The sequence below is a fragment of the Haliea sp. genome (assembly GCF_041395985.1).
Classification (GTDB): Bacteria; Pseudomonadota; Gammaproteobacteria; order Pseudomonadales; family Halieaceae; genus Haliea.
In genome coordinates this window covers 263700-288842 of the sequence record NZ_JAWKZJ010000001.1, presented here as the reverse complement: position 1 = coordinate 288842, position 25143 = coordinate 263700, and the positions used below count along the sequence as shown (strand labels likewise).

General features: G+C 63.8%; 24 protein-coding genes and 1 tRNA gene. 7 read left to right on the top strand and 18 right to left on the bottom strand.

The window, feature by feature from the left end:
• Positions 1 to 17: 17 nt before the first annotated feature.
• Positions 18 to 968: an LpxL/LpxP family Kdo(2)-lipid IV(A) lauroyl/palmitoleoyl acyltransferase gene (lpxL, locus tag R3E49_RS01270; RefSeq protein WP_290745594.1), complete on the bottom strand. Its 951-nt coding sequence runs from the start codon at positions 966 to 968 to the stop codon at positions 18 to 20.
• A 132-nt stretch (positions 969 to 1100) separates the two neighbouring features.
• Between lpxL and waaA the strand changes: the two genes are divergently transcribed.
• Positions 1101 to 2390 (top strand): lipid IV(A) 3-deoxy-D-manno-octulosonic acid transferase, encoded by a 1290-nt coding sequence (gene waaA / locus R3E49_RS01265; RefSeq protein WP_371293389.1) that lies wholly within the window; start codon positions 1101 to 1103, stop codon positions 2388 to 2390.
• Here waaA and R3E49_RS01260 read toward each other — a convergent pair.
• The 4 genes from R3E49_RS01260 to R3E49_RS01245 form a co-directional block, all read right to left on the bottom strand.
• A complete protein-coding gene (locus R3E49_RS01260) occupies positions 2387 to 2908 on the bottom strand; it encodes a chalcone isomerase family protein (RefSeq protein ID WP_290745590.1) in 522 nt (173 codons plus the stop codon). The two genes, waaA and R3E49_RS01260, sit on opposite strands and share 4 nt — an antisense overlap.
• Before the next feature lie 7 nt (positions 2909 to 2915).
• Positions 2916 to 3467, bottom strand: a complete 552-nt coding sequence (locus tag R3E49_RS01255) for a DUF2878 domain-containing protein (RefSeq protein WP_290745588.1) — start codon at positions 3465 to 3467, stop codon at positions 2916 to 2918.
• Positions 3468 to 3531: 64 nt separating this feature from the next.
• Complete coding sequence (locus R3E49_RS01250) at positions 3532 to 4116, bottom strand: nuclear transport factor 2 family protein (protein ID WP_371293388.1); 585 nt, start codon at positions 4114 to 4116, stop codon at positions 3532 to 3534.
• A gap of 167 nt (positions 4117 to 4283) precedes the next feature.
• On the bottom strand, positions 4284 to 5645 hold the full coding sequence (locus R3E49_RS01245) for an aminotransferase (protein ID WP_371293387.1): 1362 nt from the start codon (positions 5643 to 5645) through the stop codon (positions 4284 to 4286).
• Positions 5646 to 5837: 192 nt separating this feature from the next.
• Here R3E49_RS01245 and R3E49_RS01240 point away from each other — a divergent pair, with 192 nt between their 5' ends.
• From R3E49_RS01240 to R3E49_RS01225, 4 genes are all read left to right on the top strand, one after another.
• A complete protein-coding gene (locus R3E49_RS01240; protein WP_371293386.1) occupies positions 5838 to 7187 on the top strand; it encodes a glutamine synthetase family protein in 1350 nt (449 codons plus the stop codon).
• A gap of 112 nt (positions 7188 to 7299) precedes the next feature.
• The gene (locus tag R3E49_RS01235; protein WP_371293385.1) at positions 7300 to 8010 is read left to right on the top strand and encodes a carbonic anhydrase family protein; all 711 of its coding nucleotides are present in this window, start codon (positions 7300 to 7302) and stop codon (positions 8008 to 8010) included.
• A 190-nt stretch (positions 8011 to 8200) separates the two neighbouring features.
• A complete protein-coding gene (locus R3E49_RS01230) occupies positions 8201 to 9385 on the top strand; it encodes an acyl-CoA dehydrogenase (RefSeq protein ID WP_371293384.1) in 1185 nt (394 codons plus the stop codon).
• Positions 9386 to 9427: 42 nt separating this feature from the next.
• Positions 9428 to 10576, top strand: coding sequence for an alpha/beta hydrolase family protein (locus R3E49_RS01225; protein ID WP_371293383.1), 1149 nt, complete (start codon positions 9428 to 9430; stop codon positions 10574 to 10576).
• 5 nt (positions 10577 to 10581) lie between these two features.
• Here R3E49_RS01225 and R3E49_RS01220 read toward each other — a convergent pair whose 3' ends face one another.
• From R3E49_RS01220 to R3E49_RS01180, 9 genes are all read right to left on the bottom strand, one after another.
• Positions 10582 to 11409: a M48 family metallopeptidase gene (locus R3E49_RS01220; protein WP_290745570.1), complete on the bottom strand. Its 828-nt coding sequence runs from the start codon at positions 11407 to 11409 to the stop codon at positions 10582 to 10584.
• Between the two features lie 93 nt (positions 11410 to 11502).
• Entirely contained in the window at positions 11503 to 12591 is a 1089-nt protein-coding gene (locus tag R3E49_RS01215) for a Rieske 2Fe-2S domain-containing protein (RefSeq protein WP_371293382.1), read from the bottom strand.
• A gap of 102 nt (positions 12592 to 12693) precedes the next feature.
• The gene (locus R3E49_RS01210) at positions 12694 to 14004 is read right to left on the bottom strand and encodes an NTP/NDP exchange transporter (protein ID WP_371293381.1); all 1311 of its coding nucleotides are present in this window, start codon (positions 14002 to 14004) and stop codon (positions 12694 to 12696) included.
• Positions 14001 to 14933 carry an aldo/keto reductase gene (locus R3E49_RS01205; RefSeq protein WP_371293380.1) on the bottom strand — a complete coding sequence of 311 codons (933 nt, stop codon included), beginning with the start codon at positions 14931 to 14933 and terminating at the stop codon, positions 14001 to 14003. Before R3E49_RS01205 ends, R3E49_RS01210 begins: the two co-directional genes overlap by 4 nt.
• 72 nt (positions 14934 to 15005) lie before the next feature.
• Complete coding sequence (pbpG, locus tag R3E49_RS01200; RefSeq protein WP_371293379.1) at positions 15006 to 15839, bottom strand: D-alanyl-D-alanine endopeptidase; 834 nt, start codon at positions 15837 to 15839, stop codon at positions 15006 to 15008.
• Positions 15840 to 15918: 79 nt separating this feature from the next.
• Positions 15919 to 16923 carry an NAD(P)H-dependent glycerol-3-phosphate dehydrogenase gene (locus R3E49_RS01195; RefSeq protein ID WP_290745555.1) on the bottom strand — a complete coding sequence of 335 codons (1005 nt, stop codon included), beginning with the start codon at positions 16921 to 16923 and terminating at the stop codon, positions 15919 to 15921.
• A complete protein-coding gene (locus tag R3E49_RS01190; RefSeq protein ID WP_371293378.1) occupies positions 16920 to 19265 on the bottom strand; it encodes a glycerol-3-phosphate 1-O-acyltransferase in 2346 nt (781 codons plus the stop codon). The genes R3E49_RS01195 and R3E49_RS01190 overlap by 4 nt, the downstream gene beginning before the upstream one ends.
• On the bottom strand, positions 19262 to 20989 hold the full coding sequence (locus R3E49_RS01185) for an HAD-IB family hydrolase (RefSeq protein WP_371293377.1): 1728 nt from the start codon (positions 20987 to 20989) through the stop codon (positions 19262 to 19264). Before R3E49_RS01185 ends, R3E49_RS01190 begins: the two co-directional genes overlap by 4 nt.
• Positions 20990 to 21066: 77 nt before the next feature.
• Positions 21067 to 21522, bottom strand: a complete 456-nt coding sequence (locus R3E49_RS01180; RefSeq protein WP_371293376.1) for a nuclear transport factor 2 family protein — start codon at positions 21520 to 21522, stop codon at positions 21067 to 21069.
• Between the two features lie 183 nt (positions 21523 to 21705).
• Here R3E49_RS01180 and R3E49_RS01175 point away from each other — a divergent pair.
• Positions 21706 to 21782: transfer RNA gene (locus tag R3E49_RS01175), tRNA-Val, on the top strand.
• Between the two features lie 4 nt (positions 21783 to 21786).
• Here the strand turns inward: R3E49_RS01175 and R3E49_RS01170 are convergent.
• Together R3E49_RS01170 and R3E49_RS01165 are read right to left on the bottom strand one after the other, a co-directional pair.
• The gene (locus R3E49_RS01170) at positions 21787 to 22053 is read right to left on the bottom strand and encodes a hypothetical protein (RefSeq protein ID WP_371293375.1); all 267 of its coding nucleotides are present in this window, start codon (positions 22051 to 22053) and stop codon (positions 21787 to 21789) included.
• Between the two features lie 89 nt (positions 22054 to 22142).
• On the bottom strand, positions 22143 to 22310 hold the full coding sequence (locus R3E49_RS01165) for a DUF1328 domain-containing protein (protein WP_371293374.1): 168 nt from the start codon (positions 22308 to 22310) through the stop codon (positions 22143 to 22145).
• 339 nt (positions 22311 to 22649) lie between these two features.
• On the opposite strand from R3E49_RS01165, the gene R3E49_RS01160 reads away from it, so the two are divergent.
• Positions 22650 to 22898 (top strand): PRC-barrel domain-containing protein, encoded by a 249-nt coding sequence (locus R3E49_RS01160; protein ID WP_371293373.1) that lies wholly within the window; start codon positions 22650 to 22652, stop codon positions 22896 to 22898.
• Between the two features lie 19 nt (positions 22899 to 22917).
• Here R3E49_RS01160 and R3E49_RS01155 read toward each other — a convergent pair whose 3' ends face one another.
• On the bottom strand, positions 22918 to 24273 hold the full coding sequence (locus R3E49_RS01155; protein ID WP_371293372.1) for a sigma-54-dependent transcriptional regulator: 1356 nt from the start codon (positions 24271 to 24273) through the stop codon (positions 22918 to 22920).
• On the bottom strand, positions 24267 to 25142 hold the full coding sequence (locus R3E49_RS01150; protein ID WP_371293371.1) for a crotonase/enoyl-CoA hydratase family protein: 876 nt from the start codon (positions 25140 to 25142) through the stop codon (positions 24267 to 24269). Before R3E49_RS01150 ends, R3E49_RS01155 begins: the two co-directional genes overlap by 7 nt.
• Position 25143 lies beyond the last annotated feature (1 nt).

Below are 25143 nucleotides of genomic sequence, written 5' to 3'. Positions count from 1 at the left end.
CCGTCGAGCGCGTCACGCTAACGCTCCCTGCGGTAGGGGTCGGCATCCCGGGGGCTGGGGCGGGTCTTGAAGCGTCTGTGCATCCACAGGTACTGCTCCGGATGGCGGCGCACCTCGCGTTCGATGGTGGCGTTGACCAGCCTTGCATCGGCCTCGTCGTCACCGGAGGGAAAGTGCTCCAGCGGTGGGTGGAAGTAGATGTCGTAGCCCGGCACACCGTCGCTGCGGCGAAAGTGGCTGAAGGGCATGACCGCGCAGCCGCTGCGCTCCGCAATGCGAGAGGTCGCCGTAATGGAAGCGGTTTCGACGCCAAAGAAAGGTGCGAACACGATGCCCTTGCGGCCATAATCCTGGTCGGTTGCGTACCATATCGTGCGGTTTGCCCGCAGCTGCCGCAACAGGCCACGCAGGTCCTTGGCCGATAGCGCCACCCCGTAGCGGCGCTCACGGGCGCGGGTCATCACGGCATTGAGCAGGGCATTGTTGTGGTCGCGCTGCATGACGTCTGCTTCGACAAATTCGGTCACCAGGGTGCCGCACAGATCCAGCGAACTGTAATGCCCACCGAGTGCCAGAATGCCTTTGCCCTGAGCCAGCGCCCGTTCAACGTGCTCCAGGCCGTGCACCCGTGTCTGCGGCAGGAACGCGGCCGGGTCACGAAACCAGGCGAGGCCGATCTCCAGAATGCCGATGCCATTGGAATGAAAGGCACGCCGTACCAGGCTCGCCTGCTCTTCCGCACTCAGTTCCGGAAAGCACAGGCGAATGTTGACTTCGGCGATGTGCCTGCGGCGCGGGAGGGCCCGGTAGGCCAGTTCTCCCACGCCTTTGCCGAGCCACCACTGCGCCCGCAGCGGCAGCCGTGACAGCAGCCACATCAGCCCGATCAACAACCAGGTCGGCCACCAGCGGGGGTGCAGGTAACTGCCGTAGCGCGTGTCGCGGATGCGTTGCCGTGGGGTGCTCACCGGGTGGCACACTCTCATTCATCGAACGGAGCCCGAAGTTTAACAGCCCTGCAGGGTCAGGCGGGAATAGTTCTGCGGCAGCGGGCGCGGGCATTGGGTAGAATGCGGGCTGTCCTGTGTTCCGGAATCGCCATGCTGCGCGCGCTGTACTCTTTTGTGTTTCGCCTTGCACTGCCCCTCGTGTTGCTGCAGCTGTGGTGGGCAAGCCGGGGTAATGCCACCCTGCGCGGCAACTGGCGTGAGCGTCTCGGTTGGGTGGCCCCGTCCTCCGGCCCCGTCATCTGGGTACACGCGGTGTCCGTGGGCGAGACCATCGCCGCCGCGCCCCTGGTGGATGCCCTGCTGCGGCGCCACCCCGGTTGCCGCATCCTCATGACCGCCATGACAGCCACCGGCTCGGCGCGGGCCCGCGCCCTGTTCGGTGACCGCATACGGTATGCGTTTTCCCCGTATGACACGCCGGGCGCGGTGTCACGCTTCCTGGACAGGGCGCGCCCAGCCGCCCTGATCATCATGGAAACCGAGCTGTGGCCGAACATGGTGGCCCTGACAGAGGAGCGCGGAATTCCCGTGGCGCTGGTGAATGCCAGACTGTCGGAGCGCTCGGCCCGCGGTTACCGGCGTATCGCCGGACTGGTCCACCCCATGGTAGCGCAGCTTGCCTGGATTGCCGCGCAGGGTGCGGACGATGCGCGGCGTTTTCGGGAAATCGGCGCTTCCGGCGAGCGGGTGTCGGTGACCGGCAGTATCAAGTTCGATGTGGTGGTCGACAGTGTATCGCGCGCGTCGGCGGAGCGCTTGCGTCGTCAGCTGGGCGAATCCCGTCCGGTGTGGATAGCGGCCAGTACCCACGACGGGGAGGACGAGCAGATTCTCGCCGCGCACCGGCGGGTACTGGAGCGCTGGCCCGAGGCCCTGCTCATGCTGGTGCCGCGTCACCCGGAACGTTTCGAGGCTGTTGCCCAGCGGATACAGGCCGGTGGCTTTGCGCTGGTCCGGCGCTCCGCAGGCGGAGATGACGCGCTGGCGCCCGGCACCCAGGTGTATCTGGGTGACACGATGGGTGAGTTGCTGCTGCTTTATGGCGCGGCGGATATTGCCTTTGTGGCAGGGTCGCTGATTCAGCGCGGTGGGCACAACCCGCTTGAACCGGCGGCCTGGGGCCTTCCGGTGCTGGCAGGCCCCCACGTATTCAACTTCGAAGCGATCTACGCCGCGCTGGATGAGGCCGGTGGCCTGGTGCCAGTGACAGGCGCCAACAGCCTGGCCAGCGCCGTGCAGGCCCTGCTGGCCGACAGCGACCTGCGGCGGCGGACGGGCGCTTGTGCCCTGGCCCTCATTGAAGCCAACCGTGGGCCGCTGGAGGCTGTGTTGCAGGGGCTGGCACAACGCCTGCCGGTACTGGGTGCGAGCCCACCCTAAAGGCTGCCGATCAGGGCCTCGCGCAGGGCCGGGCGACTGGTATCGGGCGAGAGCCAGATGGCAACGAAGTGCTCCCCGAAGTCAGCATCGTCAATGACGCCCAGTTTTTCGTTGTTGAAAAAGAACGTGCTGCGGTTATCGACATCGATTTCCAGCGCTATCACATCGTTCTTGCCCACATCCGGCCACAGTGTGGCGAGCTGTTGCAGCCACTGCTCGCGGCGCTCATGTGACAGTTGCAGGTGATCCCACTCTTCGCCGGTACGCTGTACCAGGGCCCTGGCCTCGAAGTCACGCAGATACTGGATCTCCAGGCGCAATGGCCGCTGGTCGGGCTCGTAGCGGCCATTGGCGGTGTACAGCCTGGAGTCGTAGACCGACCAGAACATGACGTTGAGGCGCGCTTCGCCCACCAGCTGCAGATTGCCGGGTTGCGGAGTGTCGCTGGCAGACACCGCAGCCGGTAGAGCGAGGGCGCAGGCAAGGCTGAAGAGAAGGCTCGTGCACAGGCGTTTCATGGGTCTGTTACTCCTTGGCCTGAAAGAGACGTTGCTGCAGGTAGTATAGCGCGGGCAGGGTAAGCGACCAGATGGCGCTCATCATGAGCAGGCTCTGCCACAGCGGCCAGCCGAATTCCACGGCCCCGAGCTGGCTGCCCGCATAGTAATTGAACGGAAGCACGAGTGCGCCGGCCGCGGCTGTCAGCCATGGACGGCTGGCGAAGAACACGAGGCTGCGACCCAGCGTAGTGGCGAATGCCAGCCACAGCCCACAAAGCCAGAGGGGCAGGAGGACACCGTCAGTGAAGCGGAACACACCCAGTGCGCTGAGGCTGGCATCCACCGCCATGCCAATGCCGCCCAGCAGAAAGAGCTGGCGGAGCTCGCGGCCTCGCAGTGGCACCAGGGCAAAATGCAGTCCGATCAACCCCAGGGTGACGGCCAGCAGGGTATCCTGGCCGAGCACCGCACAAAACCAGGTGGTCTGAAACCACAGGGCATTGAACCACGCCTTCTCGGTGAGCTGGCGGGCGAAGGGTAACGGTGCTGTCGGACTGTCGGCGACGGGGTTACTCATGCGGGTGGTCCCACGTGATGGGTGCCTTGTTACGCTGCTCCCCGGCCGCCGGATCAGCCTGCTGTCAGTGGCTCGGCTTGCTGCCGTGCACGCCCAGGTAGTGGGAACTCAGGCTGGGAGCGGCAGCCAGCGGTTCGTTGATTTCGTAGAGACGCTCGTAGCGGGTCTCGCGGATCAGCCAGCGGCCGTCCTCCTTGACGTAGCGATCCCAATACAGTGCGGTGCCGGTGGTCAATGACTTGTATTCCAGCTGCCACATGTGGTCTGCAAGATACCAGATGCCGGTCGCTTCGCTGGCGCTGAGAATCTGGATTTCAGGCTGGTGGCCGTTGTGGTGTCCGATGGTGCCCGCATTGAAGGCGCCGCCGATGTTGGCCAGGTAATCATCGCGGCCGTTCACCTTCCACTCGTAGGTGCCGCCCTTGAAGTGCACCTCAACATCTTTGTGGAACAGCTGTGCCAGTTCTTCCAGGTTCGCGGTGTCGATGCAGCGGAAGTAGGCGTGCTTGAGCTGCTTGATGGCTTCCAGATCCATGAGCTGTTGAATATTCCGGCGCAGGCCCTCGATATCGGTGCCTGTGGCTTCCAGTGGGAGCCCTTCCTTGATGCCCATGGTGGTCTTGTTCAGTTTCTGGCGTTCTGTGCTCATGTTGCCCTCCCCGGGTTTATTGTCGTTACGCCGCAGTCTAAGCGGCGTGCCGGCGGGGGTCACCACGGGGCAGGCTGAATAGTTAGGCCTGCCGCGGACATCTGCCGCCCGGGACCGGTTCGTCTGGGTCCCGCCCGCGCGACAGGCGGTGCCCTTAGGGCCTGCGCCTACTTCACGCCGTAGTGCGCTGCGGTTTCGTCCAGTGCCTGCAGCAGCTTTTCCACCAGCGTGTCGATCTCCGCCCGCTGACTGACCAGTGGCGGCGCCATGATCATGGCGTCGCCTGTCTGGCGCACCATGAGGCCGTTGCTGTTGGCCCGGTCGCGGCAGTACACGGCAGCTTGGCTGTCGGGTGCCAGGCGTTCCCGGGAGTGTTTGTCGCGCACCAGTTCCACAGCGGCGAACATGCCCCGGCCTCGCACCTGGCCGACGATGGGATGACTCTGCAGGGTCTGTAGCTGGCTCTGGAAGTGCGGGGCGATCTGTTCCGCTGCCGTCTGGATGATGTTGGTTTCACGCAGTGTACGCAGGGTGGCAATGCCCGCGGCGCAGGATGCCGGGTGGCCGGAGTAGGTAAGCCCATGGGTGAATTCGCCACCATGCGCCAGCAGCACATCGGCAATCTGGTCGCTGATCATGACGCCGCCCAGCGGGATATAGCCATTGGTGATGGCCTTGGCGAAGGTCATCAGATGCGGTCGAATGCCGTAGGTGTCGCTGCCGAACCATTGCCCGGTGCGGCCAAAGCCACAGATCACTTCGTCGGCGATCAGCAGAATGTCGCGCTCGTCGCAGATGCGCTGGATTTCGGGCCAGTAGGTATCAGGCGGCACAATCACGCCCCCGGCGCCCTGCACCGGTTCGGCAATGAAGGCTGCGACATTCTCTTCACCGAGTTCGTCGATTTTCGCTTCCAGCTCGCGCGCCACCTTGATGCCGAACTCGTCCGGCGACAGGTCGCCGCCCTCGGTGAACCAGTGCGGCTGGTTGATGTGATGGACGTAGTTCAGGCCCCAGACCTGCTGGTGCATGGCGTTCATCCCGCCCAGGGAGCCGGCGGCGATGGTGGAGCCGTGGTAGGCGTTCTTGCGGCTGATGAAGTGTTTTTTGTTCGGTTTGCCGAGCAGGTCGTAGTAGCGGTGCACCAGGCGGATGTTGGTGTCGTTGGCCTCCGAGCCGGAGTTGGTGAAAAAGACGTGGTTGAAGCGCTCCGGTGTGATCTCGATCAGGGCTCTGGCCAGTTCAACCGCGGGCTGGTTGGAGCAGCGGAAAAAGTTGTTGTAGAAGGGCAGCTCCTGCAGCTGCCGGTAGATGGCCTCCACAATCTGGTGCTGGCTGTAGCCCAGGTTGCAGCACCAGAGGCCGGACATGCCATCCAGCAGCTTGTTGCCGTCGGTGTCATAAATGTAGATGTGCTCGGCGCGGTTGACGATGCGTCCACCGCTTGCCGCGTAGTCACGCAGATCGGTAAACGGGTGGAAGTGGTGCGAACGGTCGAGGTCTTTCAGATTGAGAGCGTCGTTGTGCATGCCAGCTGTCCTGTGTCTCTGCCCGGGCCCGGTATGGCCGCGCAGGCGTGGAGCGTAGTTTAATGTAGAGTAGGCCCAGTGTGGCACAGGGCCACCGCGAATCCACTACCCCCTCCCGGTGTTTTTGCCGGGGACACCGGCCGGGCCAGGCCGGTGGCGGCCCGGGGTGTAGTACACAGGAAGACCAAACCGATGGACAATTCGCAGCAGTACCTGCAGGACTTTCTGCAGGGCAATCCGGACATTGAAGTGTTTGAAGTCATGCTGCCGGATCTCGGCGGTGGCATGCGCGGCAAGTGGATAAACCGGGACAAGATCCACAAGGTTGTCGCCGGTGAATTGAAACTGCCTGCCAGCTCCGTGGCCTTCGATGCCTGGGGGCGTGATATCGAGGCCTGGATTGCTGTGGGCGGTGATGGCGACGGCTTCTGCGAGGCGGATGTCAGCACGCTGGCACGCGTGCCCTGGATGGCACGGCCCACGGGCCAGGTGCTGATGTCCATGCGCGAGGCCGATGGCAGCCCGGGTGCCCTGGATGCCCGGTTCATTCTGCGCAATATCCTGCAGCGTTTCGCGCAGCGAGGGTTGACGCCGGTGTTGGCGACTGAAATGGAGTTTTACCTGCTGGGTCCCGAGTGCGACAGCCTCGGGCGGCCGCGGCATACGCAGTCGGATCGGGTGGGCGGCCAGCTGCACGCGGGCCAGACCTATGGCCTGGACACCATGGCGGACATGGCGCCGCTGATGCACGCCATACGGGATGCCTGCAAGGTGCAGCAACTGCCGGTGGATACACTGATCAAGGAGGGGGCGCCCTCACAGTACGAAATCAACCTGCTGCACTGTGCAGACGCCCTGCGTGCCTGTGATCAGGCGGTGATGCTGCAGCGCCTCATCCGCGGTGTGGCCCGCAGCCATGACCTGCGCGCAACCTTCATGGCGAAACCCTTCGGCGATCTTGCCGGCAACGGCATGCATGTACATTGCAGTGTGCTGGATACGGCGGGCAACAATGTGTTCGACGATGGTACGGTTGCCGGCACCCCTCTGTTGCGGCAGGCGATAGCGGGCTGCCTGGCCAGCATGGAGGACTGCATGCTGTTGTTCGCGCCGCACCTGAACTCCTATCGTCGCTTCCGCCGCGGGACCCATGCGCCCGAGGCGCCCTGCTGGGGTTATGAGAACCGCACGGTGTCTGTGCGGGTGCCAGCGGATCAGCCCGCTGCCACGCGCATTGAGCATCGCCTTGCCGGTGCAGATGCGCACCCCCATCTGGTCGTCGCTGCGATACTCGCCGGTATGCTGCATGGGCTGGAGCACGCGCTGCAGCCACCGCCGCCCGTGGCAGGCAATGCGTATGACCAGGTACCGCGGACGCTGCCTCGGCACTGGCCGGACGCGGTGGAGCGTTTTCGCAGTTCAGGGTTTATTGCGGAGTACTTCGGCCCCGAGTTCCAGCGCGTGTTCACCCTTATGAAAGAGCAGGAAATGCAGGAATTTGACCGCCACGTCACCCCCCTTGAGTATGACACCTCCCTGTAGAGCGCGATCATCATCAGATAAAAGTGAACCAAAATCGCTTAAAATTCGAATAGATCGAAGGTGGCGCAATCGTTACGCTACGCCAACCGAATTTTGCAGGAAGGAGTGATCCATGAAAGCACTGAAGACATTTTCCCAGGCGCTGGCAATGGCTGCCGCCGTTGGCGCGTTTGCTCCTGTTACCTACGCCCTGGAGGCGCCGGTCACGCAAACCGCGGTCACCCAGGCGGCGCTGACCCCGGCGGACGCCGTGGCCATGCTGCGAGCGGGCAACGAGCGCTTCGTCTCCGGCGACATGCTCAAGCGTGACCTTCCCGGCCAAGTGGATGCAACGGCTGCCGGCCAGTATCCACACTCCATTGTGCTCGGTTGTATAGACTCCCGCGTACCGCCGGAGCTGGTGTTTGACCAGGGTCTGGGTGATATTTTCAGCCCGCGCATTGCCGGCAATGTGGTAACGCCGGAACTGCTGGGCAGCATGGAGTTCGCGGCGGCCGTTGCCGGCTCCAAGGCGATCGTGGTGTTGGGCCACACGGCATGTGGCGCGGTGAAGGGCGCCTGTGACGGCGTGGAAATGGGCAACCTGACCAGCAACCTCGCACACATCCACGAGGCGGTGGAAGCGGTGCCAACGGCCAGTGGCCCGCGTGACTCCAGCAATACCGAGTGGGTCAATCAGGTGGCTGAGAAAAACGTGTCCCTGACGGTGGAGAAAATCCTCCGCGACAGCCCGGTCCTGAAAGGGCTGGTTGACCAGGGCAAGCTGACCGTGGTCGGCGCCATGTATGATGTGGCCACCGGCGAGGTCGATTTCCTCGACTGAGCAGGCCTGACAGTGCAGGCGCGCCGGGCGGCGCGCCTGCACATTGATCCATCCCTCCTTCCAATCTACCTGAATCCCCTTCCGTCATGCCGCTTGCAGAGAAACCGGTTCCGGCCGGCGCAGGCGCCACTTTGTCGATGTGCCCGGGGCTGCTATCGTAGGCGCCCACAAGCAGCTTAAGGGGTGTCCCATGGCACAGGCAAAGCGCTGGCAGCGACTCAACTGGGAAGATCCGTTCCTGCTGGAGCAGCAGCTCTCTGACGAGCAACGCATGGTGCGCGACAGCGCCCGGCAGTACGCCCAGGAGCGCCTGTTGCCGCGCGTGCGGCAGGCATTCCGGCAGGAAGACACCGACCTGGCCATTTTCCGTGAAATGGGTGAGCTCGGCCTGCTGGGCAGCACCATCGACGGCTACGGCTGCCCGGGTGTCGACTACATCAGTTACGGCCTGATTGCGCGGGAGGTGGAGCGCGTGGATTCGGGCTACCGCTCCATGATGAGCGTGCAGTCTTCCCTGGTCATGTACCCTATCCATGCCTACGGCACCGAGGCCCAGCGCGAGACGTACCTGCCGAAGCTGGCGAGCGGCGAGTGGATTGGCTGCTTCGGCCTGACCGAGCCCGACCACGGCTCCGATCCGGGCAGCATGGTCACCCGGGCGCGCAGTGTGCAAGGCGGCTACCTGCTCAATGGCGCGAAAATGTGGATCACCAACAGCCCGGTGGCGGATGTGTTTGTGGTCTGGGCCAAGACCGACGATGGCAAGATCCGCGGTTTTATCCTCGAGCGCGGCATGGAGGGGCTGAGTACGCCGGCGATTGCGGGCAAGCTCGCACTGCGGGCATCGGTCACCGGCCAGATCGTGCTGCAGGACGTATTCGTGAGCGAGGCACAGCTGCTGCCCGGCGTAGAAGGGCTGAAAGGGCCTTTTGGCTGCCTGAACAACGCCCGCTACGGCATCGCCTGGGGCGCCCTCGGCGCGGCGGAGACCTGCTGGTTTACCGCGCGGCAGTACACTCTGGAGCGGTCCCAGTTTGGTCGACCGCTGGCCGCCACGCAGCTGGTGCAGCTCAAGCTGGCGGATATGCAGACCGAGATCAGCCTCGGCCTGCAGGGCTGCTACCGTGCGGGCCAGCTGCTGGATGCGGGGCAGATTGCCCCGGAGCTCATCTCCCTGATCAAGCGGAACTCCTGCGGCAAGGCCCTGCACATCGCCCGCCAGGCGCGGGATATGCTCGGCGGCAACGGCATCTCCGACGAGTATCCAGTGATGCGCCACATGGTGAACCTGGAGGTCGTAAACACCTACGAGGGCACGCACGATGTGCATGCGCTGATCCTCGGGCGCAGCCAGACCGACATTCCCGCTTTCTGAAAGCGGCTCCATTCTCGCCAGACAACAGGTACCGATGATCCGATGAAAACCGTGCTGAAATTCCTGCTGATAGTCTCGCTGCTGGTCGGCGGGGGGCTGTGGCTACTGGCCACGGGCAAGCAGCCCGAGCCCTTCGTGCCGGGCACCGAAAGCGCTGCACGGCTGCAGCCCGGCCCACTGCCTGTGGTCAAGGTGGAGCGTGACTACGTGGACACCTCGCGCCGCACGGATGCCAATGGCGACTATCCGGGCGCCGCCGACCGCCGGCTGGAAACCACGCTGTGGTATCCCGAAAACAGGGAGTCGGCGCCTTATCCCCTGCTGGTCTACAGTCACGGATTTTCCTCCTCGCGTCAGGAGGCAGAGTCGCTGGCGGCGTACCTGGCGAGCCACGGCTACATCGTTATTGCGCCTACCTATCCGCTGACCAACCTGCGCGCCCCCGGCGGTCCGCGCGTGCAGGATGTGGTAAACCAGCCCGCCGATGTACGCTTCCTGATCGACGAGCTGCTGGCGGCATCCGAGACGCCGGGCAATGCACTGTATCAGCAGGTTGACCCCGAGAGGATTGGCGCCCTCGGGCTTTCGCTGGGTGGCCTGACCTCGACACTGGTGGCCTTCCACCCGGAGATGCGCGACCCCCGTATTTCAGCGGCTTTGTCGATTGCCGGCCCCACCTTCGTATTTACCGACGTGTTCTATCGCCATCACCCGTTGCCGTTTCTGATGCTGGCGGGTGATATCGACGCCATTGTGCCCTGGGAGGACAACGCCAGGCCGGTACCGGAGCAGGTGCCCGATGGCGAGCTGGTCACGCTGCGCGGTGCTTCCCATGCCGGTTTCGCCGACCCCGCGGCCGCCATGCGCTGGCTTTCCAACCCGGACGCGGTAGGCTGCTGGATCGTGCAACGCTCAATGGCGGGGGCGGAAGAAGAACCGTGGTTTGACTTGATAGGGCCACCCGAGATGGGCATCAATTACGGTGCGGAATCCGCGCTGTGCACGATGGACCCTCTGCCGGAGGCGATGAACCCGCTGCGTCAGCAGATGCTCACTCGGGTCGTGGTGGGCAGCTTCTTTGATCGGCAGTTCTCGCGCTCGGCCGCAACGCGTGCGGCCGCCGAACGTTACCTGAGCGAAGTGCTTGCCGAAGAGCTGATGGAAGCGACCTATGTGCGCGCTGCTGACTGAAGCGCTTACTGGGCGTCGGCGGTAAGGACCTGGATCGGCTGTACCCTGGCCTTGCTGCCGCTCGGGTTCAACTGGCGCGCCTCGTTCGCCATGGCGGCCAGTGCGGCCTGTCGGTTGCCCGGGGCGGGGTGTGTGCTGAGGAACTCCGGTGGCCGTTCGCCGCCGCCCACTGACCCCATTTTCTCCCACAGGGTGACCGCTGCATCAGGGTCGTAACCGGCGCGCACGGCGATTTCCATGCCCAGATGGTCGGCTTCAAGCTCCGCGGTGCGACTGTTGGGCAGCTCCAGCGCCAGCTTGGCAGCCACGGCAGCCCCGCCCATCGCGACTGCCGGCCGGTCGGACATGGCGCCGACGGCGACGACACCCAGCGTGGTCGCCATGGCTCGGGACATGCGCTCGGCGGTGTGGTTGGCCAGTGCATGGGAGATTTCATGGCCCATGATCTGGGCGAATTCCGCATCGGTCAGCTTGAGCTGTTCAAACAGGCCGGTGTAAACCGCCATGCGGCCACCCGCCATGCACCAGGCGTTGACGGTTTTCGGGTCGTCAATGACCGCGACGCTCCACTCCCAGTCTGCGGAACGTGGGTATTCCTGCATCGCCACGGTGACCAGCCTGCCGGTAATTTCGGCAACGCGCTTGGCCAGCGCCTTGTCGCTGGACAGCTTGTTCTGCTTGTCGAGGTCGGAGACCGTGCTCAGATAGGCCGTGCGCGACTCCACGATGGCTGACTCGGGGGAAATCAGCATGAACTGGGAGCGCCCCGTCGGGCTGGTGGCACAGGCGGTCAGCAGGCAGGCCGCGGCGGCCGGGATGAGCAGTCGTTTCATGGGCGGGTCCCTCGCAGTATGGCGGCCAGTGTAGCCGATTTCCGCGAGGGATTTGACCCGCCGGGGGAGTGCCGGTTCCGTGCCGTGAACGGGCTAGAAGGGCAGGCCGTCGTCGATCGAGTGGCCCGCTTCCTTCGGTGTGATCAGGCCCTGCGTGTGGTGTGTGCCGTTCACATCCTTGCGAATTTCTGCCGCCTGCTCGGGGGTGGCGAAAAACTGGGAGTACCACTTGCGCCCGGTCTTGAATGGACCATCCGTTTTCATCTGCATGATTTTCAGTGCGGGGCGCTTGAACTTCCACACATTGAAGTCGGCGGCGAAGGCCTCCAGGGCGTTGGCCTGGAATTGCTTGGCTGCGGCCTTGTCGGCATCGCTGGCGGGTGATTCGGAGCCGCGGTAGAGCACCGCGTGCCAGGCCTTGACCCTGCCATCGTCTACCGGTGTGTTGGCGATCAGCTCGAACATGACGGCGTCACCGAACACCTGTTTGGACAACAGCACCCCCGGCCCGGTGTACCAGGTGGTGGTATACAGGTAGGTGTTGTAAAGCTGCATCGGGCCGCCCTGGCGCTGGATGTACACCTGGTCCCGGAGCTCGTTCTCGAAATACTGGCAGGGCGCACCGTGGGTGGGGCCCAGGTGGCGGCAGTCGGCCATGTTGTCGATGATTTCCTGCGGATGAATATCCAGCTCGCCCAGGTGGTCCAGCTCCCACTGTACCCACTGCGGGTCATCCCACTGCTTGAGCAGGGGTGCGTCGTAGTCGGGTGCGCGTCCGTCCGGGTCATACCAGGCCATTACGCAGCCCATGCTGTCTACCACGGGGTAGGAGCGAATTGACGCTGATTTGGGGTAGGGGCCGTCGGAGTAGGGAATGTCGTCCACATCGCCGTCACAGCTGTAGCGCCAGCCGTGGTAAGGGCAGCGAATGGAGTCGCCCTCGATCTGCTCGCCATTCTTCACGATCATGGCGCTGGTGCTGGCGGTCAGGTGGGTGCCCATGTGCGCGCAGTAGGCATCCAGCAGCACGGGCTTGCCGCTTTCGCCACGGTACAGCGCGAGATCCTGGCCGAAAAAGCGCACGGCCATGGGCCCCGCATCCAGTTCCTTGCTCTCCGCAACGATAAACCAGCCGCGGGGGAATGTGTTGGGTCCGAGATTGTAGTCAGCCGCTGTGGCCATGGTGGTGACCTCCGAGAGTCGCTTGGTAGCAGGCAGTATAGCCCTCGCGGGCACCGGGGCTAGGGGCAGCCGCTCCGGTGGGTGCACGCGGTGCGGTTTGGCTCAACTATTTGGTGCGCCGGACCGTGGGCTGTACTCACGCTCGAAGCTGCGCCCCAGGTAAATACCCGTCAGGCCCCAACAGGCGGCGATGCCTGCGCCGATCAGCGCAATCGCCACCATCCCCAGGCCCAGCCCCTGGGTCAGCGCGGTAAACGCCCAGGCGTTGAGCATGTCGCCTCCCCGGTAGACCACAATATCGATCACCGGTTTCGCCTTGAAGCGGGTTTCGCGGTCCACCGCGGTGAACAGCATCTCCCGGGCGGGGCGCGAAATGGCATAGTTGCCCGCACGCCGGACCACCTGCACGACCACCACCACGGCAACCGCGGGGGCAGCTGCGAGCAGCAGCATCCCGCCACAGATGGCGACGGGCACGCTGGCAAGGGTGAAGGGCAGGCCCAGATGATTCGCCATGCGGCCAGTGGCAAAGGCGGCGATCAACACCGTGAGGGTGTTGACCGCAAGGTCCATGGCAGCCCAGATCTGTGCGCGCCTGCCCTCGTCGTAGTCCGCGAGCAGGTTTTTCAGCTCGAAGTAGACAAACGAGCTGATGGCGGTGTAGAGAAACAGAAACAGGGCGATGCCCCACAGGTAGCGGCTGTCGCGAAATGCGGCAAAGCCGGCAAAGGGGTTGCCGCCGATGGTCGCGAGTTCATCGCGGCCGCTGCTGACAAAATCCTGCGCGAGGCCCTGGAGCTGTTGCCGTTGCAGCAGGGCGATCACCGGTAGCGTGAGCACCAGCATGAGCGCCGCGATCAGCAGCAAGGGTTCTACGCCGCGTGTGCCCGCCAGCACCGTGACCAGGGCCGGCCCTCCGAGGGCACCGATACTCGCGCCGGCGCCGATGAAGCCGAACAGCCGCTTGGACTGTCCGCGGGAGAAGCAGTCGGACATGAAGCTCCAGAACACGGACACATGAAACAGGCTGAACACGCTGACCCAGACGTAAAACGCTTTGTCGATCAGGGTGTTGCGCGTGTCACCGCTGGCTGCGAGGTAGAAGAGTACGAAGCTCAGGGCAAAACAGCCGTAGACGCCGGGCACCAGGTACTGCAGGCGGATACGCGCAACTGCGGCGCCATACAGCGAAACCGCTGCGGTGCTGAAAATGAAGGTGAGGGTCCACAGCCAGCTGACTTCCGCATCGCTCCAGTCGCTGGCCATTGCGTCGCGGACCGGGCGCAGCAGGTAGTATGCGGCCATCAGTGTCAGGATCAGGACAAAAGACGCAAGGGTGGCCGTGACTTCTCTGGTTTCTACCTCACAGGCCAGTGACAGCAGGCGTTGCAGCGGGCGGCGTGCGGGGGTCAACTGCTGGCTCGCAGCGCGGCAAAGACCCGCAGCATTTCCTCTCGCTGCGCTGTATCGGGCAGGGCGCCGAAGCCCGCCTGCATGTTGTCCTGCATGTGTCGGGGGCTGGAGGTGGCCGGTATCACGCAGGTCACCGCGGGATGGCCGAGAATGAATTTAAGGAAAAACTGGCCCCAGCTGCTGCAGCCCAGCTCTGTTGCCACAGCGGGCAGCGGGGCACCGCGGGTTGCCGCAAACAGGTCGCCGCGCTGGTAGGGGCGGTTGATCATGGTGGCAATGCCACGGTCTGCAGCGGTGGGCAGTAGCACTTCCTCCGCCCGTCGGTCGGCAATGTTGTAGCTGAACTGCACGAAATCCAGGGGTTCCTCGCGCATGACCTGCAGAAATTCGGCGTGATCGCGACCGTGCGACGTGGTGATCCCGATATAGCGGACCTTGCCTTCCTCTTTCCAGCGCTTGAGGGTGTCCAGCTGGGTGCGCCAGTCCACCAGATTGTGTACGGCAATCAGGTCGAACCGCTCCACGGCCATGCGCCTGGCGGATTCTTCCATCTGGGCAGTACCCGCTTCGCGACCATCGGTCCAGACCTTCGTTGCGGCAAACAGTGGGGGAGGTTCCGGCATCGAGCGCAGCAGGTCGCCCACGCGCTGTTCCGCCTTGCCGTACATGGGGGACGAGTCGATAACCTGGCCACCGCCGGCGAAAAATGCCTCCAGCACCGCCATGAGGGGTTGCGCCGCATCCGCTCCGGCGTCGACATCGAAGGTGCGTGAGGTGCCCATACCGATCACGGGCAACATTTCCCCGGAGCCGGGTATGGGGCGCCGCAGGGGCGCGCCGCGTGGCGCAGGCGCGGCGGCGTTTAGCGTGCCGCCCCGTGTCGCGGCGAGCAGGGCACTGGCGAGCAGGAGTTGACGGCGACTGAGCATGACAAACCTCGCGGGCGGCAAACGTCGCGCCAGTATTTCAAGCCCGGACTTGCCGGGTCAAGGTCGCGGGCCCTAGCGACCGGCGAGCAGCCAGCGGCGCAGCCGGTTGGAATCGCCGAAGGGTGTGAGCTTGCCGAAAGAGTTCAACAGCACGATGGACACCGGCTCCCCCTCGATGGTCGCCTGCATGACAAGACAGCGCCCGGCTTCGTTGAGGTAGCCCGTCTTGCTGAGCCCGATCTGCCAGTTCTGGTTCTTCAGCAGGCGATTGGTGTTGTTGTAATTCAGGGGGCCGCGCCGGGCAAAGGGGTAGACGGCCATACCGGGTGTGGTGCTGGCCTCGGCGATCAGGGGGTATTCGCCAGCAGCGCGCACCATGATGGCCAGGTCGCGTGCAGTGGACAGGTTCTCGCCGTGCAGTCCGGCGGGGTCGGCGAAGCGGCTGTTGCGCATGCCCAGCTGCTGCGCCTTGTCGTTCATCGCCTGCACAAAGGCATCCAGGCCGCCGGGATAGGTTCTTCCGAGGGCGCTGGCAGCCCGGTTTTCCGATGACATCAGCGCCAGCAACAGCATGTCCCTGCGGCTCAGGGTTGCGCCGTAGTCAAGGCGTGAGCCGGTCTGGCGCACCACATCGCGATCCGCCTTGGTGATGGTAATGGCCTGGTCGAGATCCAGCTGTGCATCCAGCGTCACCATGGCGGTCATCAATTTGGTGATGGAGGCGATGGGCCGCACGGTGTCGGTATCCTTGCCGTAGATGACCTCGCCGGAGGCGTCGAGAACCAGCGCAGAGGCAGAGCGCAGGTCGGGGTTGCCGCTGAGATGCGTGAACTTGCCGGCATGGGCTGCCTGGGTGGTCAGTGCGCCGAGCGCGAGCAGGACAAGGGCCAGTGGCAGGTTCTTCATTGGGGCTTCCGTCATGTTGCGTTGGCGCCATTCTGCACCAGAGCCGGGCCCGGAAAAAGGGGCGGTCGTGAAAAGCCCTTCAGCCCGGCTCGGATTCTGCACCTGCGGTCACCCGCAGCAGGCCGCGGAAGATACGCTGCGCCGATGTCTCGCCGCTCAGCACCTTGTACACGTCACTGGCTATGGGCATTTCGACGCCATACTGCTGCGCCAGCGCCATCACGGCCGGGGCGCTCTTGGCGCCCTCAGCGACCATGAACATATCCGCCGCGATGGTTTCCAGCGTCTTGCCACGGCCCAGCTCCATGCCGACGTGGCGGTTGCGGCTCTGCGCGCTGGTGCAGGTGGCAATCATGTCGCCCATGCCCGCAAGGCCGGAAAACGTCTCCGCCTTGCCGCCCATGGCACAGCCCAGGCGCGTGATCTCGGCGAGACCGCGGGTAATCAGCGCGGCGCGGGTGTTGTCCCCGGCGCCCAGCCCGTCGCCCATGCCGACGGCGATGGCGATGATGTTCTTCAGCACGCCGCCCAATTCGCAGCCCACCACATCCGTGTTGGTGTAGACACGGAACAGGCCGCTGGAAAACAGGCACTGCAGCTCGCGCACGATAATGGCATCTTCCATGGCAATGACGCTGGCCGCGGCCTGCCCGGCCATGATTTCCCGCGCCAGGTTGGGCCCGGTAAGCACACCCACGGGGTGGCCGGGCAGCACTTCCGCGATGATCTCGGTCATGCGCATGCGGGTGTCCAGTTCCAGGCCCTTGGTCAGGCTGATTACCGGTACCCAGGGTCGGATATGCCTGCGCACTTCCTGCAGCACGCTGCGAAAATTCTGCGATGGAATACCCATCACGATCACATCCGCACCGGCGACCGCCTCGCCGATATCCGCGGTCGCCTGCAGTTTCTCGGGCAGCCTCGCACCGGGCAGGTAGGTGGCGTTGCTATGCTCCTCGTTGATTTCCCTGACCGTTTCCGGGTTGCGCGCCCAGAGTATGGCGGGCGCATTGCGCGCCACCAGCGCCGCCACGGTGGTGCCCCAGGAGCCGCCGCCCAGCAGGCCGACTTTCAGGTTGTTCATTGCAGGGATTCCTTGCTTCGGTCGCGCCCCGTCAGGCCCAGCGCGCGGATGACCTCCAGGCGCCGTTTCAAGGCACGCAGCTGTCTCGCCAGTGCCTGCCTGCGTGGCCCCAGCTCGGGGTCGTCGCCGCCGGTGAGTTTGCGGTGCTCGAGCATCTGGTAGCCGTTGCGGAACAACAGCTTGCCTATTGACGAAGCACTGCTGATGCGGCGCTGCAGATAGAGTTGCTGGCCCAGGGTGAGGGCGTCGGTGACACACTGCTGGCTGTCCAGCGGCGCGTCGCCCATACGCGCCGCCAGGTCGGAGACCACAGAGTAGGCCTCGACATAGGTCAGCAGCGTGACGTGAGCCACCACCGGCGTCATGCCCAGCAGCAGTTGCGTAAAGCCGCCGGGCGTGTTGGCAGGCAGTGATTCCCAGTCGGGATGGTAGCGGGCAAGCTCGTCGCGGATCTCCTGGTGGAATTCCGCCGTAGGCGAGTAGAAGAACTCGAATTTGAACAGGTCCCGCAGTTCATCCACTTCCGCCCAGAAAGTTGCGAGGGCGTCCGCATCCTTGCCTTCTGTGGACTTTACCAGCGCCAGTTCAATAATCGCCTTGTTGACGAAGAAGTGAATCACGGTGTTTCGGTAGTAGCTCGCGACAGGGTGTTGTTCCAGCGCGATGGCGTAGACATCCTCGGGGCCCTCGTCGTAACGGGAGACAATCCCCTCGTTGATCATGATGCCGAGCAGGCCGTCCATCTGCTCCGCGTACCCGCGGTCGAAATCCGCGGATATGCGCAGGGAGCGCGCCTCCGCCCAGTCCAGCAGCGCCCGCAGGTCTTCCACCACCTCCGCTTCGGTCAGCGCCTTGGGTGCTGCACCCAGCAGGCTCATGGTCACCAGCGAGGGGAAGGTAATGGGTGTGACGCGATTGGCCTCGACCGCCACTTCAAAGGCGATTTTCGACAGGGCGAGGCTGTCATCCGGTTCCGGCGCCGATGGCAGAACCACCGGGGTGCCGATGTCCATGTAGATCTTGCCCATGGGCCGCGCCAGGCTGCGCACATAGCCGATAAACCAGCGCAGCGACTCGGCCCCCTTGCCGCGCCCGGTTTGTTCGGTGGCGTACTCCTCCACATCGCGGATCAGGTCATAGCTGATGGAAATGGGAATAATGTGAATATCGCGCGCATCGGTGGCGTGGCAGGCTTCCAGTGCATATTTGAGCAGGCCGTAGCGCGGCGGCATGAGCTTGCCCAGGCGTGAGCGCGTGCCCTCGAAGGACCAGTTCATCGGAAAGCGCTTCTCCATCAGGTAGCCGATGTAATGGCGCAGTGTGAGTTTGTACAGCGCGTTGTCGCCAAAGCTGCGCTTGATGAAGATGCCACCCGAGCGGCGGATAAGGAAGCCCATTCCGGCGAAGGCGATATTGGCGCCGCCGAACATGTGCGGCATGGGGAAGTCATTGTCGTAGAGAACCTTGGGCACGACCATGCCGTCGAGGTAGGTTTTATGTGTCCAGAGCAGCAGGGAGGGGTGGTCGCGCACGGTCTGTCGCATGGCCTCGATGGCCTGCGGGTCGCAGACGATTTCCCGCTCATAGCCCAGCCGCAGGCAGAAGCTGCAGAAACGCGCCCAGACATCCAGCCAGAAGGTGCTGGGGATGGAGATCATTTCCTCCATGTAGGCCCCTGCCTGTTTCAGCAGGGCCTCGCGGGTCGTACCCTGTTCTTGCGCCAGCTTTTCCAGCGCTTCGTTGTAGCTGCGGTTGGCGCGCAGGCTTTCCGCTACGTAGCGCGGCACCTTGTAGCGGCCGCCCTGCAGGCGGCGCTCGGCGATATCCAGAACCACCGCGGCCTGCCGTGCGACAAAGGTGCCAAACGCCGTACTGTCGGCCGCGCTTTCCTGGGCGTACTTGGTGTTGTAGCGCTGCCGCAGGTTGCCCAGCGAATCGGGCTCGCCGCACACCAGGTGCATGCGCTCCGGCTCCTTTTCCGCGATGCGGCGGGCGCGCCGGGGGCTTGGGCGTCGCGGATCGCCCAGAATCAGGTCGCGCAGCTGGGGGCCCGAATTGATCGCGGCAAGCGGTGGCGTCCAGGCTACCCGCAAGGGCGCAATGATCACGTCCCCTGGCAGTGAAAGACGTTCACTCAGTGCGCGCGTATCAATGCCCCGGCGGTCGTCACCCAGGTCGATGGTGAGCACCTCGCAGTCGCGGCCGCTGCCCGTCTCGGTATGCTGGTCAAGCCAGCGCTGCAGTAGCGCCTCTTCAAAGCGGTTGCTCGTGTCCAGCAGGAACAGCACCGGTCCGCTGCCGGGAGGCCACGGGCACTGGTCGAATTTACCCTCCAGGGTCACTGATCGCGCACCGTGCCGGCCCGGCTCTTGGGCCTTGCCTTGGGTCTTGCTTTACCCGGTCGCTTGCGCGCTGCCGAGGCCTTGGGCGCCGGATTGGCGGCGGTCTTCTTGCGCGCAGTGGTTTTCTTTGCGGTCGCGATTTTCTGCGGCGCGGAGGTCTTCGTGCCAGCTTTGGCTTTGGTTTTGGTTTTGGTTTTGGTTTTGGTTTTGGTTTTGGCGTTGGCGTTGGCGTTGGCGTTGGCTTTTGCTTTGGCCGGGCGCTTTGCTTTGCCGCTGACCGCGTTGTCGGCAGGTTCCAGCGGCTGTCCAAGCACGCTGAGCATGCGGTTGCGCACCTCGCGGATGCGCTCGTTGAGCTCGCTCACCGTCCAGCTGGAGGTGTCGATCGGTTCGAGCACATCGACATCCACCGTTGCGGGTCGGAACACGAAATCGCCTTTCGGCGCGACGTCGCCGGCATTGCGGATGACGATGGGGATGATCGGCACGCCGGCCTGCATGGCGAGATGAAACGCACCCTTTTTGAACGGCCCGAGGCGCGGTGACACGCTGCGCGTGCCCTCCGGTGCCAGCACCACGGACTTGCCTTCATTCCGCATCGCCTCAACCAGCGGTGTCATGGCTTCGATGGCGCTCGCCGAGTTGGCGCGATCAATCATCACCACGCCGGCGGTTTCCAGCACCCGGCCAATCACCGGCATATCGCGAATTTCCTTTTTGCCCACCCCCGCCATATCGGCCCGCAGCAGGCTGGCGATCACCACCACATCCGCCTTGCTCTGGTGGTTGAAGATGAACACCGCCGGGCGGTGTGACCACAGGTGTTGCTTGCCGGTGACGTTGAGGTCCAATCCAATCAGTGCGCTCGCAGTGTCCGCGAACAGTGACAGGGAGAAGTTCAGCGACTGGCGTTTCGATCGGGTCAGTGCATAGACCGGCAGGCCGGCGAGAAAGGTGGGCACCAGGCTCACGGTTGCCGCCGCCGAACGCAGGTAGAGCGACAGCGAGGGGCGGCCGCGGCTGGAGAAGCGCGCGACGGGCCAGTGCCGGTCCCGGGCAATGCCCAGCAGACGCGTGTTCGGGTTCAGCACCCTGGGCAGGCCCACACGTTCCAGCAGCAGCAGGTCGTCGTGGCTGTCACTGTAAAAGAAGCTCTGGTCGAGGTCGGCGCCCTGCTCGCGCGCGAGGCGTTCTGCCGCGTCCACCTTGCCCTGGCCGAAGCAGGTGGGCCGGATTACCTGGCCGGTGAACAGCCCGTCCTCGACTTCCAGCTCGGTGCACATGACGTGCTCAATGCCCAGGTCGCGCGCGGCCGGCACAACCTGGTATAGCGTGGCCGAGGAAATCACGGCAACGGTGTGACCCTTGGCCAGGTGGGCATTGATCAGGGCGCGTGATTCCGGGTAGATGCGTCGCGCGAGCTGGTCGTTGTAGAGCGTTTCCCCGAGATCTTCATAGCTGGCTTCGGTGATGCCCCGCAGGAACTGGGTTGTCACGGTCATCATGGCGGAAAAGCCGAGGTTGCCCAGTCCGAAGCTGGTCATGGCCTGGGCCAGTTCCAGCAGCTCCCGGGTTTGCAGGTCACCACGGCGTAACTGTTCGCGAATGAACGAGGTCGCGGAATAGCCCGAGATGATCGTGCCGTCGAAATCGAATATGGCGGCAATGGCTGGACCATCCGGCGCGGCCGCTATATCCCTGAGAAGTTGTTGAACACTTGCCATGCCGATCCCCGCCGCGCCAGTGTGTAGTCGCCTGTTATGCCTTCAAGCATATCATCCCGCCCGTGAGAGGGAAGCGTTCAGGCGACCGTGGTCAGGGTACCATCCGCCGCGACCTCCATCAGCGCATTGCGCGGGTCATCGGTCTCCCAGTAGCCACGCAGCGACAGCAGTTTGCCGGCGTCATCGACGTGATAGGTGAACACACCATGCACCTTCTGCTGCAGGGTTTTGCCTTCGCCGCCGTCGATGGTGATGGTCAGGGTGACCAGGTTGGCAACCTCGCTGCCGGCGGCAAAGGACTCAAGAATCTCGATGCGGATGTCCACGGGGGCGATGAAGTTGTCCCAAAACGCTTCCCGTGCCGCGGGCCCACGATGCCCCTTGCCGGCGGGGTCGATGTGCGAGACCCCGATAGGGTCTTCGATGATCGCGTCCTCAGCGTAGAGGCCCAGCCATCCGGCCTTGTTTTTGCTGTGAACGTACTCGCGCGACAGCAGGGCCGCACGCCGCGCCGGGTGCTCGTTATCAAACATGCCAGTGTCCTGTTATTTGTATGACTGGACAGTGGAGTGTATACGCATTCGGTTTTGCCGCGCCACAGTCGCGTAGCCGGGTGCGGCGGTGGCAGACAGAGCGCGCGGACGGTGGCCGGCACCGAGCTGGCGAAACTGGTTGAGGATTCCGCGCGTCAGCTTTATAATCGCGGCCCTCACGACAGGACCATAGCTCAGTTGGTTAGAGCGCTACCTTGACATGGTAGAGGTCGGCGGTTCGAATCCGCCTGGTCCTACCACCCTTTACTTCCCGTTAAAGCTGTCCATGATCTCCTGCAAGCGCGATTCGCTGGCAGATTTCGCGTCGGCGAGTTTTTGTCCCGCGTCATCGATCTGCTCCTGCAGCTGCCGGGTGCGCTCCTTGAGCTCGGTTTGCATGTCTGCCCGCGCCTTCTCGCTTTCGGCTTCGGCCATTTTGCGCTCTGCCTCGGCTTGTTCGGCTTCAATCTTGTGATTCAGCTGTTCCATCCGTTTTTCAATCATTTCGGTGGCTGAGTCGAGTAGTGACATCGTGGTACCTCCAGGTTTCAACCGTGAATAGGGGTTTGCTTCGACGCTCGCAGAGCAATGCCGGGGTCTCGCGACCCCGGCGGCAGCGTTTACGGCGCCGGCGGCTTGCGCCCGGTTACCAGGTGTATAACCAACAGCACGATGCCGATGACGAACAGTATCCACGCAATCTGGCTCGCGATCGCGGCAACGCCAGAGGCGCCAAGCAAGCCGGCAACCAGGCCGACAACCAGGAAGACAAGTGCCCAATACAGCATGATCATTCTCCTTTTTGCGCCTTCAGGTGCCCGCTTGTGCGGACACGCCGAGCGGCTGTGCGGTTGGTGTTGCGAGAACCGTGCCAATGCCGTCCAAAACGCTTGAAAGCCCCGTGATCGAGAGGCCTGGCGAAGATTGAGGTGCACGGACGTGTCGCCTGAGGCGCCCTGCGCTTGCAAAAATGACCGCGTGTCTTGCACCTTTTTACAAAGGAACCCCGCCGCCCGGGGCGCGTGACGACCCGCTCCGTGGTGCTGATGCGGTGGATAGGCTGGCCCGGTCGATATTGGTGTGGATTGTGCATCCTCCAAGGGGTGACACTTCAAGAGGGTGAAAGCATGGATCAGGCGATGCCATCCGCCAAGCTGCTGGGGGCCGGGGTGTACGATGCCCGTGGTTCCGAAGTGGGGACTATCTCGGAGCTGCAGATCGACCCGGCCGCGGGCATTGTGCGTTTCGCGCGAATCACGCTGCCGCAGCGGGGCACGGTGCTGATGCCCTGGGCTGCCATGTTCCGGGTGAAGCACAGGCAGGGCTTCGTGTTGACGGCTCGCGGTGAGGAGCTGTTGCGAGAGAATCTGGCGTGACGGGTCGGACGCCGGTGCCTCAGTCCCTTTCGTATTCCTTGAGTTTGTTATAGAGCGTTTTCAAGGCGATACCGAGCGTCTCGGCAGCCGCTTTCTTGTTGCCTTTGCAGGCCTCGATGGTCGCGAGGATCTGCTGCTTCTCTGTCTGCTGCAGTGATTCTCCCACGGATATGCGCAGGAATTCACCGGCCTGCTCAATCTGGCCCTCGGGCAGGTGCTGCGGCTCGAGCGTGTCTTCGGCGAGGATAAAAGCCCGCTCTACGGCGCTTTTCAGCTCGCGCACGTTACCCGGCCAGGCGTAGTCTTCAATGGCGACGATGGCATCCGGTGAGAAACGCTTCGCTGTACCGTGTTCCGTGTTGAGTTCGTTCAGGAACGCGTGCGCCAGACCTGCGATATCCCGGTCGCGTTCACGCAGCGGCGGCATGCGCAGGCAGAACTGCGCAATGCGGAAATAGAGGTCTTCACGCAGCAAGCCCTCTTGAATCGCCGCCTCCGGATCCCGGTTGGTTGCTGCAACAAAGCGCACGTTCATCGACAGGTCCTCGGTGCCGCCGACGCGACGAAACTTGCCCGTTTCCAGTACGCGTAGCAGCTTGACCTGCAGGTCAAGTGGCATCTCCCCCACCTCGTCGAGTAGCAGCGTGCCGCCCTCCGCCCGTTCAAAGTAGCCGGCATGACGTCGCTCAGCGCCGCTGAAGCTGCCTTTTTCGTGGCCGAAAAGTTCGCTTTCCGCCAGCTCGCTGGCGATAGCCCCGCAGTTCATGGCGACGAAGGGCCCTGCCACCCCCGACATTTGATGCAGGGTCTGTGCGGCCAGCTCCTTTCCGGTGCCGCTTTCACCCACCACGAGTACCGTCGCATTGGAAGGCGCCACCTTCCTCACCACCCGATACAGCTTGCGCATCGCGGGTGAGTTTCCGCGCAGCATGCCGAACTGGTCGATAGCCACGCTGTCGTCGGCGGCCCCTGCGGTCGCTTTCTGCGCGCATTCCCGGCCGATATCCTCGAGCAGTTCGCCGATGAATACGGCGTCCAGTGGCTTGCGAAAGAAGTAGCTCGCCTGCTCCCGGATACCGCGCTGCGTGCGTGCGGGATCATCGTGACGATGTATCAGGGCGACATCGGTATGGTCCCGAAGCAGGCTGTTCTTGCCCAGCAATTCGAGGCCTTCTCCGTCAGGCAGGTCCAGGTCGATGAAGGCTACCGCAAGAGCGTCAGCATGTACCTCGAGGGTTTCGCTGGCCTCGGCAAGGGTGCCGCAGTGCAGGGTGCTGAAACCCTTTGCGGCAAGCAGCTCGGAGAGTGCATCAACGGTTTCCTGATCGGCGTCTACGATCAGGCCCAGGGGCGCAGCAGCGCCCTGCGTTACCACCAGGGGTAGAAGGCGGGCATGGCGGACGCTTTGCCGCTGAAGTTGGGGTCGCGCTTTTCACGGAAGCTGGCGACGCCTTCTTTGCCGTCCTCCAGGCTGGTATAGAACATGGCGATGGAGTCCACTTCGTGCGCCACACGCGGGTGCTCCGCTGCCGCATTCCGGTACAGCATCTGTCTGGCCAGGGCGATGGCCACCGGTGAACGGTTGGTGATGATGCGCTGCGCGAGCGCGCGCGCCGCCGGTAGCAGTTCATCGGGTGTATAGACTGCCTTCACCAGGCGGCCGCTCATGGCTTCCTGCGCATCGAAGATGTCTGCGGTGTAGACCCATTCCAGCGCCTGCTGAATACCGACAATCCGCGGCAGGAACCAGCTTGAGCAGGCTTCGGGGACAATGCCGAGCTTGCCGAAGACAAAGCCGATGCGCGCACGGTCGGAGGCCAGGCGGATATCCATCGCCAGGGTCATGGTCGCGCCAATGCCCACCGCAGCGCCGTTGATGGCGCCGATCACCGGCTTCTTGCAGTCGAAAATCGCCAGTGTGACCCGGCCGCCGGTGTCGCGCACACCGTCGATAATCTCTGGGTCGTCAGCGCGCTCGCGCACGTCTTCAAGTGTAGGCGTCAGCGTTTCGTTCAGGCCAAAGGTGTTGCCGTCGGGTGAAAGGTCCATGCCGGCGCAAAAGGCGCGGCCGGCGCCGGTCACGACAATGGCGCCGATGTCGTCATCATCGCTGGCGCGCGTGAAGAAATCGATAAGCTCGTTGGCCATCTCGACGGTGAACGCGTTCAACTGGTCAGGACGGTTCAGGGTGAGGGTGCAAACCCGATCTTCAACCTGGGTAGTGAGTGTCTGGTACTGATACACA